Raw genomic sequence first — 13,021 nt, 5'->3', positions numbered from 1 at the left:
AAGTCCGGCTTTACGCCCGGATTAGCCCCGAGCCGGCCAATGTGCCGAACACCGCTTCTTGAAGCGTCATGCCGCTGGACAACGCGACAAAGGAAATGCCGCGCTCCGATGCGATTTTTCGCAGCTCGTTTTGGTAACGGTGCAACTCCTCCCGATAACGTTCGAGCACCCGTCCGGTAATGGCCACTTCTTTCCCGGTGTTCAGTTCGCTGTCGACAAGACGCAAATCGCCGCTAAGCTCCGGACGGATTTCCTCCGGCGACAGCACCTGCACCAGCACGACCTCCTGACCGGCGCCCGCCAAGCGGGAAAGCGCGTTTCCCACGTCGGCTTCGCCTTCGGCAAGCCAAAAATCGGAAAAGATCCAGGTCATGCCTTTCAACCGCGGGATTGCGCCGGGTTGTCCCAGCGCCGCCGATAAGCTTCCTTCCCTGCCGGGGGGCATGTCCTGCAAAAACCGAAACAGCCGCACCGCCGAGCCTTTCCCCCGCAGAACGGGCAAACGGGCGTCGATCCCGTCGCTGTAGCAGCAGACGCCGACCCGCTCGTAGGAGCAAAGGGCGATGTACCCGATGCTGGCGGCAAGCCTTTTGGCAAAAAGCAGCTTGTTTTCTCCGGACTTGCGGCCCCCTTTTTCATCCGGCGACGGCGCGCCGCCAAAATCCATCGAAGCCGAACAGTCCACATAGAGGCTCAGCATCAGCTCCTGCTCGTCCATGAACTGGCGCACAAACGGTTTTCCCGTGCGGGAATACACGCCCCAGTCAAAGCGGCGGATGTCGTCTCCGGGCGCATAGGAGCGGTAATCGGCAAATTCCAAGGATGAACCGAGCCTGCTCGAACGGCGTTTGCCCTGAAGCGTGCCCGCCACCCTTCTGCCGGAACCGAGCGTGAGCCTTTCCAGGCGCGCCGTCCAGTCCGAAGGCAGCAGATGCGCGCTGGTCATGGCCGCCCTCCGAGGGCTTGCAGCATTTCGCCTATGATCTGGTCGGTCGTGATGCCGAGGGCCTGTCCCTCGAAATTCAAAAAGATCCGGTGCCGCAGCGCGGGCACGGCCACCGCGTGAATGTCGCTTTGCGCCAAATGCATTCTTCCCTGGCAAACCGCCCGCACCTTGCCGGTCGATATGATGGATTGAATTCCGCGCGGCCCGGAGCCGAAACGCACGTATTTTTTGACGCCTTCGGGGGCCGAGGCTTCCTCCGGATGGGACATCATCAGCAGCCTGGCGGCATAATCGAGCACATCGTCGGCGACCAGGACCTCCCTTGCCCCATGCTGGATTTCCAAAAGCTCCTCCGGTCCCGCCTGCTTCACGATGGACGGGGCAAGATTTGCGGTCGTTCTTCTGACGATTTCCTTGAGTTCGTCGGCGCTTGGATACGGCACGAGGATTTTGAGGAGAAAACGGTCGAGCTGCGCCTCCGGCAGCGGATAGGTGCCTTCGTTTTCGAGCGGGTTTTGCGTCGCCAACACGAAAAACGGGCTTGGCAAACGATGCGTTTCGTTCCCGACCGTCACCGTTTTTTCCTGCATCGCTTCCAGCAGCGCGCTTTGCGTTTTGGGCGTGGCGCGGTTGATTTCGTCCGCCAGCACGATGCTGCTGAACAGCGGTCCGCGCTGGAACGTCATGCCCGTCTCGCCCTGCTTGCCGAAGGACAGGATTTGGGTTCCCGTAATGTCGCTTGGCATCAGGTCGGGCGTAAACTGGATGCGGGAGAAGGAAAGGTCCAGCGTATCGGCAATGGTGCGGACAAGCATCGTTTTCCCGAGTCCCGGAATCCCTTCCAGCAGCGCATGCCCGCCTGCGAAAATGCACCAGAGCATCTGCTCGACGACCTCCTGCTGGCCGACGATGATTTCACCGATTTGGCCGCGCACCCGCGCAATCGTTTCTCTCCAGGCTTCAGGCTGGATGATAGTTTCCTGCATCTTCGTGCTCCTTCCCGTTCCCTTATATGTGTTAGACCCGGTTACATCCTAGATATCGTTACGGATTCGGATTAATCCCGGTAAAATAGCTTTCGACGAGGTTCTGCATCTGCTGCGGCAGCTCCTGCCGCCCCAGCGATTTTTTCGCTTCGGCTTCGTATTCCTTGTAGACTTCTTCGTACGGGCGGCTCGCTCCATCTACCGCAGGGGCCGGGCCGCCTTTTTGGATCGTTCCGCCTTGGCCTTGCAGCGGGCCTTTGTCGTTTTGCTTATTCCCGCTGCCCGCAAATTTGCGCGGCGTTTTGACGAAGTTTTGTTCCCCGGCGCCAAGCCCCGCTCCGGGTCCTTGACCCGTGCCCTTGCCGGCGCTTCTTCCCGGCCCGGAACCGCTTCCGGAACCGCTGCCGCTGCCGGAGCCGTTCCCCTGCCCCGACCCTTGCATCCCGCTGCTTCCCGGAGAAGCCGAACCGCCGTTTTCCGCATCGCTGATGTCGTATTCCTCGGCCAGGGCCAGCTCTTCGGCACTCCCCCCGCTGCTCCAGGCGTCCGAGACCTCCATGCCGGAGGCGGTCATTTGCGACGCCAGGCCCAGCCCTTGCGAAGCCAGCTTCGAACTGAGGCTGGCGGCTGCCGCCGATTGGCTCGCGGCTTGCGCTTGGGCGGCAAGCGCTTTGGCAAGCGCGGCCTCCAGTTCGTCCAGCGCCTCTTCCGTCTCTTTGTCTTTAGCCCCTTCGGCAAGGGCCTTTTCCGCCTTTTTCAAGGCTTCCTTCAACGCCTTCGTTTCGGGATTTTTATCGGCTTCGGCAGCCAGCTTGTTCAATGCTTCCCGGAGCTGCTCTTTTTGCTCCTTCGAAAGCCGCTTCACTTCCTGCTTGAATCGTTCCATCGATTTTTTCAGGTTCTCCGCTTGCCCATCCGCCAGGCTTTTCCCTAAAGAGGACATGTTCGGAGCGTTTTGCATCTTTTTCCCGAGTTCCTTGACGTTCCGCACGGCCGCTTCCTGTTTGGCCGCCGTTTTTTCCATTTCCTTCATCGTTTTTTCGAGCTCGGCCAACGCTTTTTCCGGATCCTTTTGTCCATCCAGCTTTTGTTGCAGCGATTGGAGCCGATCTGCCAGCGGTTTTTTCACGGAAGGATCGAGTTTTTGCGTCTGAAGCTGCTGCGCCAGCTCCTCGGTTTTCTTTTTCTGATCCTGAACCCATTCCTTGCGGCGGTCCGCTTCGGCAAGTTTGGCGTCCATCGGGCTTGGCAGCAGCGAAAGCGCGATCGTCCCGATGAACAGCAGACTGGCCGCGATCGCGATTTTTTTATGGCTTGGAAACGGCAGCCTGCGGCTCAGCTGGGAAACGAAACGGTTCCCGTAAGCTTCCGCTTGCTTTCGCTGCCAAACGGCCGCCGGAGCGTCGGAACCGGCAAAAGAAAGCGCCGTGACCATCATGTCGGTCCGCTCGGCTCCGCCGGTCGCCGCATCCATGGCCTCCGCGGCCTCGCGGTCCTTCACGCGGTGCGCAAGCCCCCATGCCATCCCGGCTGCCAGGCCGAGGATCGCAGCGGCCAGCGCCAGAATGCGGTAAGACGGAACCGGCCACAGCCGGGCCGCGAGCAGAATCAGCAAGGCGCCCGACAGTCCTGCGGCGATCCCGTATAAAGAACAGCGCAAAAAACGGAACTGCTGCAGCCGAAATTTTGTTTTGCCGATGGATTTGCGAATGGCGTCCACCCGTGTACCTCCTTTAACGTCGCGCGTTGTCGCCACGAACGTTCGATGCTCCTAAAGCAGGTCTGTCCTTCCCTTAAAACGTCCAGGTCTCAAGAGGGATCGCTTGCACCCGTTTCGACGGAAGGCGCGTCGTACGTCCCCTTTCTAAGCTTGCGTTTCGCCACCGGTCGGATTTTGCGGATGCTGATCCACAACGATCCGATGATGACCACGCTGTACACCAACAAAAATTCCTGCCACAGCTGGATCGGGGCGTCGGAATTGAGATTGCCGTTCCGGACGAGAAACGCCCCCTTCGAAAAGCCGGGCTCAAACAAGCTGATCAGCGCCCCTGCCGGGTTCAGCCCAAGAATGTAACCGACAAAAGAGTACGTCGGCCCCGTTGCCGTCGTCGGCATCGAAAAATAATTGCGCTGCACGATGCTCATCACGAACAAATAAAGCAGTCCCGTCATCAGAAATATGCACAAACCGACGCCGTACGTGACAATGACGGAAATCATCGTCCGCTTGAACAAGGTCGAAAACATCACCCCGAGCGAACCCAGCAGCAGCATGACAAACAGGTAGAACAAGAAAATATAGATCATTTGTTTCAGCGAAATGCCTCCGTACAGAAACACGATGCTGTAAATGGGCATGGTCGCCACGACAATCAGCGTCATAAAGCTCAAGGAAGAAAACAGCTTGCTCAGGATGATCGTGGACGAGCTTTGCTGCGTCGTCAGCAGCATGCTCAGCGTCTGCTTTTCCCGCTCGCCGCTGATGACGCCGGCTGTCAGCGCCGGGGCCATAAACGCGATCAGGACGAGCTGGGCAAAACTCAGCACGTAAAACATCATGCGGCCGGCGCCCGAATTAAAGGCATGGTTCCCCTGCCGGCCAAGATAAAGCGAAACATAAATGTAGCCAAGCGCGATCAGCCCAAGCGCCAAAACGTATGCCAGCAGGGAAATCGCCGACCGCGGGGTCCGCATGCGCAAGCGGAATTCCTTGTCGAGCACCGGGTTGATCCATTTGCGGCTCCAGTTCATTCGGCAGGCCCTCCTTTGGTGATTTCGAGGAATACGTCCTCCAGGTTGGTTTGCGCTTCATGGAAGGATATGACGGCAAATCCCCAGGAGATGATCTTTTGCAGCAGTTGTACCTGCTCCAGGTCTCCTCCGCCGAAATGGACGTGGACGCCCGTATTGTCGGACAGCACCGCCGAGACCATGGCTTCGTCCTGCAAACGCGCGGCCAGTTCTTCCTGGCGTTCCATGACGCGGACGTGGAGCACTTTTTTGACGCGGAGGCGTGCCTGGATGTCGGCCACCCTGCCCTGCGCCACCATTTCCCCGTGCTCGATGACGCCGATCTCGTCCACCATCTCCGCCAGCTCCGGCAAAATATGCGAGGAAATGATGATCGTTTTGCCCATCTGCTTCAGTTCCTTCAGAATTTCGCGCATCTCGATTCTGGCCCGGGGGTCAAGCCCGGAAGCCGGCTCGTCCAAAATAAGCACCTTGGGATCATGGATCAGGCAGCGCGCGAGGCATAAACGCTGTTTCATCCCCCGCGACAGGCCATCGACGTAGACGTCGCGTTTGTCGCTCAAGTTGACGAGCTCCAGCAGCTGCGGAATGAGCTTTTCGCGTTCGGTGCGCGGAATGTTGTAGCTCGCCCCGTAGAAATGCAAATATTCCGTCGTTTTAAGCTGGTCGTATACGCCGAAGAAATCCGGCATATACCCGATCCGTTTGCGGACCTCTTTCGGATGCCGGGTGACGTCGAAGCCGTCCACTCGGGCCACGCCCGAAGTCGGCAGCATCAACGTCGCCAAAATCGCCATGGTCGTCGATTTTCCGGCCCCGTTGGGACCGACGAAACCGAACACCGTCCCTTCGGGAATATGCAGATTGATATCTTTTAAGGCGGCAAAGTTGCCGTACCTTTTGCTTAAATGTTGAATGTCGATCATGGTTTGACCGCCCCCTCTACCGCAAGCTCGGGCAGAATCAGCTCCGTTGCCGCTTTGGCCGTCACCTTCATGCGGATCCGTCCTTGCGAAGCATACTGGCCGTTCGGATTCGCTGCGCTCCACTGCTTGGAGGTATCCCATTGGATGAGTTCCCAATCCTGCTTTTTGTAATTGAAGATATGATATTCCGTTTGCTTGCCCGCATTTTTGCTCCGCAGCTTGAGGACGCCGCCCGCCATCTTTTTCAAATCCGGAACGTCGTAATCGAACGTAACGTTTCCTTGCTCGATATGGCTGATTCCGTTTGGTTCTTCGTACCACCCCGGCGCCGAGATCTGATTGACGACAGGCGCAATGAAGCCGAACGGAAGGTTTAATTTGCCGTTTTGGATCCAGTGGACGTTGACCGGCTGCAGCCACAGGTTCAGCTGTTCGCTTTCGATTTCGCGGTTGTCGCTGCGGTAATTGAATAGTTTATCGTTGCTGAACGCCAGCACATAGGCATCCTGGGATGTCCAGGCCGAACCTTGAAGGTAATTATCCACCAGCCCTCTCTCCCGGACGTAAGGGTCGTTGCCGTTCGGATATCCCTGGAACAGCGCCACGCTGAGCATGCCGTTCCGGGCCGTTTGCACGTTTTGGACCGATGCCAGGGAGACGGTTTTGCCTTGCTCCAAATCCCCCAGCGTATAAAGTTTCCCTCCGACGACGAGAGCGGCGTTCTTCAAGTTCGTGTTGGTCGTGTTTGCGACGTTTCCGTCGATATTGCCCTTATCGTTGATGAACAGGTTCACTTTCAGCTGCCCTAAACCTTCGTTTTGGCGGCGTTGTTCCACCCAAAGCTTGGCGAGGGACCACTGCGGCATATCGAGCAGCTGGACTTCCGTGCTTTTCGGTCCGACCTCGACCAGATTGCGGCTGCTGTCCGCCCCGGAAAATGCCCCTCCGTCCCGTTGGATTTTCACGTACGTGTTAGCGGGAAGCTCCAGTCGGTAATCGCCGCTGCCCGGGGAGAAAAACGCGGTTGCGCTTTTGACCTTCCCCAGCCCGCTGCCGTCCAGCTCGACGACGTTGAACGTGTGCGCAAGCTCCTTTGTTTTGTCCGAAGCGCCGATCATGTACACCGTACCGCTGGCAACCACCGCAATGAGCGGGATGATCCACCATGCCCATTCCCGCTTGTCCGCCTTTTTCAGCAGCCAATAAAGCAAAGGGGCGACCACAATGGCGTAAACCGCGATCAGCCAGGCGAGAATGTTGAACGACGGCATTTTAAGGGTAGGGAAAAAGTTCAAAATATAGCTCAGGTTCATCAGCGGACTGTAATTTCCGGTCATCGCTTTCATGTTGTTTTTTTGCAGCTCATTGCCAAGCAGGGCGGACCATGCAAACGGATGGCCGGGCCAAGAAGCGACCGGCTCCTGGGCTAAATCGTAAGCGGCATACAGCACCCGACCGTTTTCGATCTGCCTGCTGGCAAACAGCGGTTTCCCCGCGGTCGAATACAGCACCGTCGCTCCTTTCGCCAGCTGGACGTCAGCCAATGTCAGCTCCCCGTCCAAAATCAGTTTGCCGGGACTGCCTTTGCCGTTTCCTTGCTTGTACGCCCCGAGCTTTTCCAGTTCGGGCAACGCTGCAACGCTGAAGGTGCCTTTATATTCGACGGGCGAAATCGCGGCAAAAGGGGCGGCCGTTTTCGGATAAGCCGCGCCGCCTCCAAGCACCAGCTTGCCTCCCGTTCTGACCCACTGCTCGATCGCCCCCACCTGGGCAGGAGTCAGGGAATCGGATGCGAAGCGGTTCAATACGATCACGTCCAAGCCGTCCATCAGCATCGGATCGCCAGGCACGTCCTGCTGCTTCATGTGAAGCACGCTCACTTTGGAATTGCCGCTCGGCAGGAGGGTCAGAAAATTCATCGCATCCGGATCTTCCGACAGGACGGCGACGTTCGTCGGATTCATGCCGGCTCCGGAAACATAACTTTTCCCGGACGAAAAACCGACAAGATTCCCTTTGTTTACGGATCCCTCATAAAAACGGATTTCGTTATTGTTTTTGTCGTATTGCTGCCCCGGAATCGCCAAAACGACCTCTTTCGCCGTATCCTTCGGCAGTTCGACATGCTGAATATAGGACGCCGGGCTGTTCCCGTAACGGTCCTGCGTCACTTGGAACACGATATCCCCGGAAAGGTCCCGGTTGCTCGTCAGAGTCAGTTTGAGCGGATTCCATGTCCCCTCTTTGATCGTTCCTCCGTAACCTGCTTCGCTTTTCAGGGCGATGGACGGCTTGTCATCGGCGTGTACCGCACCTCCGCCAGATACCAGCGGAAGCAGCAGCAAAAGCGCGATCGCCCATAAAGGAAACCTTGTCCGCTTTTTATCACGTGTCGTGAAAAACAATATTTCCGCTCCTCTCTTCTCATGGGTTGAAATGGTTTTTATCTGCACTGGCAAAATTGCCCTCATAATAAAGACGCATTTTTTTGCCGTTTCACTTCAATATTTTTAAAATTTTCTAAGAAATTTCCTGCCCGATCGTCAAAATTCGAGAGAAAAAGGCCGGCTGGAATCCTCCGAATCCCGTTGGGATGCGCCATACATGGGGTTCGGAAGGCAACTCCCCCGCAGCAAAGGCCCTTCGGATTCGGGATGTATAAAAAAAGGGGCTGTCCAATAAGTCCCCAAAATAAAAAGTTGGTCGGAAAAACGTCATGTTTTCCGTCCAACTTTTTTTGTTCTGTCGCTTTTGCAGGAAAGTAGCGAGGCGGATGCCTGCCACCTTCAGTAGATTGTGGGCCAAAGCCACAATCCCAAACTCGGTGTGAACCTTCTCCAGCCCTCGCAAGGAGAACCGCCGGAACGACCGATTGCCCTTGATGTGACCGAATACGCTTTCTACCTCGACTTTACGCCGAGCATAGATCGCGGATTTCTCGTCATCCTCAAGGGCTTTTTTGGCCTTTGCTTTTAGTTCTTCCCAGATCGTATTCCAGTGTACCTGGCGGTTCCCCTTGGCCTTGGTGCAGCTTGCCTTGAATGGACAATCACTGCAATCTTCACATTCATATATCTTAAAGCTTTGTTCCAAGCCGGAAGCATTTTTTTTCGTTTGGTATTTCTTAAAGCGAACATACCGGCCATTCGGGCAAACAAATCGGTCATCGCGCTCTTCATACATCCAGTTCGAGGCATGCCGAATGTCCTTCTTGTAGCGACGCGTTTTCTCTTTCATATAACTGCCGTAAGGAATGAGAAAATCAAAACGGGACTCTTTTTCTTCGCCCATCGCATACAAATAGTTCTCTTCGCTACCATAGCCTGCATCAGCAATCACCGTTTGGGGCATCGGCAAAGAAGACGCGGCCAATCGCTTCATATGCGGGATGAAAGAGCGCGTATCGGTGGGGCGCTGGTGGATACTGTAAAATAACACGAACTGGTTTTCTGTCGCCATTTGCACATTGTAACCCGGTTTCAGCTGACCATTCTTCATGTGGTCTTCCTTCATACGCATAAACGTGGCGTCCGGATCTGTTTTGGAGTAGCTATTGCGATCGCCAAAGCACGCCTTCTGCTGCTCATACTTGGCGAGCCGAGGAAGAAAGTCCTCCCGAATTTGTTTCAGTGGCTTCTTCAAGGCACTGCGCTCTTTGCGTAAGGCTTTCCGTTCTTCGCTGTCGTTTGCCTGAGCGATTTGTTCGGTGAAATCCTCCACCTTTTCTTCCAGTATGGCGGCTGCTTTTTCGAGTCTTGCAGGGAGTTCGTCCGGTTCTGCCGCCGCGTATCCGCCAGCTTCTTGCTGCGTGAGCGTATGAATATGCGCAAGGGCCGCCTGCACCTTTTCCTTGAGCTTCTCTTCAAAGTGAAGGGTGGATTTTTTCCACACAAAAGAATACTTGTTAGCATCAGCTTCGATCTTCGTGCCGTCTAAAAAGTAGTTCTCCATCGTGATGTAATTGTCTGCGATAAGCTTTCGGATCATCGTTTCAAACAGCTCGTCCATAAATGCCTTCATGCGCACGCCACGGAAGTCGTTCAAGGTGCGGAAGTCGGGTTGCTGCATCGCTGCCAGCCACATAGCCGGGAGGTTTTCTTGCAGTAGCTTTTCAATCCCGCGACAAGAGTAGACCTTTTGCGAGTAACCGTAAAGGATGACTTTGAGCATCATTTTGGGATGGTAGGAACTGCGGCCTCCGCCTGTGTAATGAGCAAACAATTGCTCATCCGGGATGGCTTCAATCATTTCATCAATCACACGCGCCACATGGTGGGTAGGGATACGCATCTCCAGATCAAGAATCATCTGAGCCTGTCTGTTGTCATAGGGTTTGAAGGCAGGGGCAAGGCTTCGCTTGGAAACTGCTTTTTCTTCCAAATCCCCTAGAGGAAGTATCATTTGCATGGTATACTGTTCTGTAGTAGTCATTTGATTACGCATAAAAACCGTCCTTCTGTAAAATGGTTGTCTGGTAACTTTCATTTTACAAGATCAGACGGTTTTTTTGTGTTATTTTTTGCATTCAACGAAAATGGGCGGACCAGAAGTCAGTTTTCACTGACTTTCTGGACAGCCCCTTTTTTGTAGGTGAATATGGTTTTGACGATATAAGACGAAGGTTTAGCCGTTAAATACGACCGTTTTGTTTTCATGCACCAAAATCCGGTCTTCGATATGCCATTTGACGGCTCTCGCCAGAACGACGCGTTCGATGGTCCGGCCGATCCGCTTCAATTCGCCGACATTGTCGCGGTGGCTGACGCGCTGCACGTCCTGCTCGATGATCGGGCCGCCGTCCAGCACTTCCGTGACGTAATGGGCGGTTGCCCCGATGATTTTGACGCCGCGCTCATAAGCTTGGGCGTAAGGCTTGCCTCCGACAAACGCCGGGAGGAAGGAATGGTGGATATTAATGATCCGGTTCCGGTAATGTTCGATGAAGGACGGCGAAATGATCTGCATGTACCGCGCCAAAATAATGACGTCGATATCGCTGCCGACCACTTCAAGCTGCCGTTGCTCGGCTTCTTTTTTCGTATCGGGCGTCACCGGAATGTGATGGTACGGGATGCCGAACGACTCCACGTATTCCTTCATGTCCGGATGGTTGCTCACCACCATCGCGATGTCGGCGTCCAAATCGCCGGCCTGCCACTGCCACAGCAGCTCGACCAGGCAATGGTCCTCTTTGGAAACGAAAATGGCGAGTTTTTTCTTGCGGTTAACATCGTATATCTTCCATTGCATGCTGAACTTCGCCGCTACGGCCGCAAACTCTTTTTCAAGCTCGGGCAGCCGCTGCTGCAAATCCGGCAGGTCGAATTCGACCCGCATAAAAAACATGCCGCCTTCCGGGTCCATCGAATATTGGTCGGACTGAACGATATTCGCCCCGTGTTGATGCAGGAAATGCGATACGGCCGCGACGATTCCCGGTCCGTCCGGACAGGAGATCAGCATCCGCGCGCGGTTGGCATGTGCTTGGGATGTACTGGATGCATTTTTCTTGACGTGTAGTTCCATGAAGCTTCTGCTCCTCCTCGTTCTCTCTATAATCTTCTTTTGGTTCCAACGTTTCTTGGCCCGCCGGTTACTTCAACGCTTCTTTGCCGGCGAGGCAGGCGATAAGCCGTTGGTTGATTTGCTCCTCGCTGAGATCCGGGAACAGGTTCGCTTCGGCGATCATGTCGTATAAGCGTTCCAAAGGCTCCCGGGAATCGGCTTTTTTCGCTTTGGCATCGTTTTTGAGCAGCGTCCATACGTCCAGGACGTATTGGCTTGGCTGGATGTCCTGCTTCGCGAAAAACGAGTGCAGATCCTCCACCTGATTCATAAAATCGCCGCCGAAACGCTCGGATACGCTGCCGCGCAAAAGCGCGATTTCGATTTCGTACATCGGACGCTGCGTTTTGGCGTCTTTGCCGATCCAAGGCGTTTCCAGGATAAACGGTCTGCCGGCCAGCTTCTCATGATGCACGACGGAATGAATCGTATCGAAACCGATCCATCCGGAACCGATCGGGGCATGACGGTCCTTCCCGGCTCCGCGCGGGTTTTTGCTGTCATTGATATGCACGACCCCGATGCGGTCCAGTCCGATAATGCGGTCAAACTCTTCAAGGACGCCGTCCAGGTCGTTGACGATATCGTAACCGGCGTCGTGGATATGGCATGTATCCATGCAGATCGTGAGGCGGTCGTTTTTTTCCACCTTCTCGATCATGCGGGCGATTTCCTCGAAGGTCCGTCCCATTTCCGTCCCTTTGCCGGCCATCGTTTCGAGGGCGATGTGGACTTCCGTCTCATCGGTTCCGTTCAGCACCTCGTTCAGGCCGTCGGCGATCCGCTGAATGCCGTATTCCGGGTCTTTGTCGGTATACGCTCCCGGATGGAGGACGATATTCTTCACGCCGATGGCGTGAGTGCGGCGGATTTCCTCCTGCAGGAAGCTGACCGCAAGCTCGAACGTATTCGGCTTGTAAGATCCAAGGTTGATAATGTAAGGCGCGTGAACGACGATTTCCTCAAAGCCGCTCTCCTTCATTAATTGCTTGCCTTCTTCGAGATACATCGATTCGATCGGTTTGCGGCGCGTATTTTGCGGTGCGCCTGTATATATCATAAACGAGCTCGATCCATAGCTGTTGGCTTCGTTGGTTGCGCTTAACAGGCCCTTGTCCGAAAAGGACACATGAGAACCGATTTTTAGCATAATCCATCCCCCTCATTCGAATTAAACCTTATTTTATCGTGAATGCTGAAATAAATCTAGGAATGGGTTATAATTCTAAGAAGGTAAAATGAAATCGAAGATTAGTGTAGAGGTGAACCGCATGCACAGTACATGGGGCGTGAGGCTGCTGTCCTCGTCCATGCCTTCCGATATGTTCATGGATTCCATCATGTTATGGGCCGTCATCCTGCTCGTTTTGATGATGATCGGCGGATATTTCATGATCCGGAAATTTTTGAAGGTCCTGCCGAAAAACGACGGCAAGTCCAAGCTCGATTGGCAGAACCATTGGGTCGAATCCAGCCGCCATCTTTGGACGGACGAATCCAAGGCATTTTTGGAAAAACTGGTCAAGCCCGTTCCCGGACCGTTCCGGGACATCGCCAAACATTCCATCGCCGCCGAAATCGGCAGAATCGCTTTGGAAGAGGGAGCCGCGGAAGTGACCCGCGACCATTGCATTAAAGGGTACATCTCCGCGACGCCAAAAAGGGACAACAAGTTCCTCGTCGCTTTTCTGAACAAAAACCAGATCGACTACAAGCCGTACGAGCATTTGATGCAAAAGTAGGTTCCGAGATACTAGCGAAACAAGCCCCCGGGCAGGAGCATCACTCTTGAAGAAATGAATCATTTCGTCAATTGGATCCCATGCCCGGGGGCTTTTGCATTC

Annotated in this window: 10 protein-coding genes; 1 reads left to right on the top strand and 9 read right to left on the bottom strand. The window is 54.9% G+C overall.

The window, feature by feature from the left end:
- Window positions 1-10: 10 nt before the first annotated feature.
- From NYE48_RS04830 to NYE48_RS04790, 9 genes are all read right to left on the bottom strand, one after another.
- The gene (locus NYE48_RS04830; RefSeq protein WP_340997184.1) at window positions 11-946 is read right to left on the bottom strand and encodes a DUF58 domain-containing protein; all 936 of its coding nucleotides are present in this window, start codon (window positions 944-946) and stop codon (window positions 11-13) included.
- Complete coding sequence (locus NYE48_RS04825; RefSeq protein ID WP_212952298.1) at window positions 943-1,932, bottom strand: AAA family ATPase; 990 nt, start codon at window positions 1,930-1,932, stop codon at window positions 943-945. Before NYE48_RS04825 ends, NYE48_RS04830 begins: the two co-directional genes overlap by 4 nt.
- Window positions 1,933-1,990: 58 nt before the next feature.
- On the bottom strand, window positions 1,991-3,688 hold the full coding sequence (locus NYE48_RS04820; protein WP_340997182.1) for a phage tail tape measure protein: 1,698 nt from the start codon (window positions 3,686-3,688) through the stop codon (window positions 1,991-1,993).
- Window positions 3,689-3,741: 53 nt separating this feature from the next.
- Window positions 3,742-4,686: an ABC transporter permease gene (locus tag NYE48_RS04815; protein WP_340997179.1), complete on the bottom strand. Its 945-nt coding sequence runs from the start codon at window positions 4,684-4,686 to the stop codon at window positions 3,742-3,744.
- On the bottom strand, window positions 4,683-5,612 hold the full coding sequence (locus tag NYE48_RS04810; protein ID WP_212952301.1) for an ABC transporter ATP-binding protein: 930 nt from the start codon (window positions 5,610-5,612) through the stop codon (window positions 4,683-4,685). The genes NYE48_RS04815 and NYE48_RS04810 overlap by 4 nt, the downstream gene beginning before the upstream one ends.
- Window positions 5,609-8,017 carry a DUF7408 domain-containing protein gene (locus NYE48_RS04805; protein WP_340997176.1) on the bottom strand — a complete coding sequence of 803 codons (2,409 nt, stop codon included), beginning with the start codon at window positions 8,015-8,017 and terminating at the stop codon, window positions 5,609-5,611. The genes NYE48_RS04810 and NYE48_RS04805 overlap by 4 nt, the downstream gene beginning before the upstream one ends.
- Window positions 8,018-8,132: 115 nt before the next feature.
- The gene (locus tag NYE48_RS04800; RefSeq protein WP_340997174.1) at window positions 8,133-10,055 is read right to left on the bottom strand and encodes an IS1182 family transposase; all 1,923 of its coding nucleotides are present in this window, start codon (window positions 10,053-10,055) and stop codon (window positions 8,133-8,135) included.
- A gap of 180 nt (window positions 10,056-10,235) precedes the next feature.
- On the bottom strand, window positions 10,236-11,138 hold the full coding sequence (purU, locus tag NYE48_RS04795) for a formyltetrahydrofolate deformylase (RefSeq protein WP_036714779.1): 903 nt from the start codon (window positions 11,136-11,138) through the stop codon (window positions 10,236-10,238).
- Between the two features lie 67 nt (window positions 11,139-11,205).
- A complete protein-coding gene (locus tag NYE48_RS04790) occupies window positions 11,206-12,327 on the bottom strand; it encodes a deoxyribonuclease IV (RefSeq protein WP_036714778.1) in 1,122 nt (373 codons plus the stop codon).
- Window positions 12,328-12,448: 121 nt separating this feature from the next.
- Here NYE48_RS04790 and NYE48_RS04785 point away from each other — a divergent pair, with 121 nt between their 5' ends.
- Window positions 12,449-12,919 (top strand): DUF2621 family protein, encoded by a 471-nt coding sequence (locus tag NYE48_RS04785; RefSeq protein ID WP_036714776.1) that lies wholly within the window; start codon window positions 12,449-12,451, stop codon window positions 12,917-12,919.
- The last annotated feature ends 102 nt before the right edge of the window (window positions 12,920-13,021 follow it).

Source organism: Paenibacillus sp. FSL M7-1455, assembly GCF_038004655.1.
In the GTDB taxonomy this organism is placed as follows: Bacteria; Bacillota; Bacilli; order Paenibacillales; family Paenibacillaceae; genus Paenibacillus_AQ; species Paenibacillus_AQ cookii.
The sequence above is the reverse complement of the archived record's forward strand: the minus strand, read 5'-3'. Positions and strand labels throughout refer to the sequence as shown.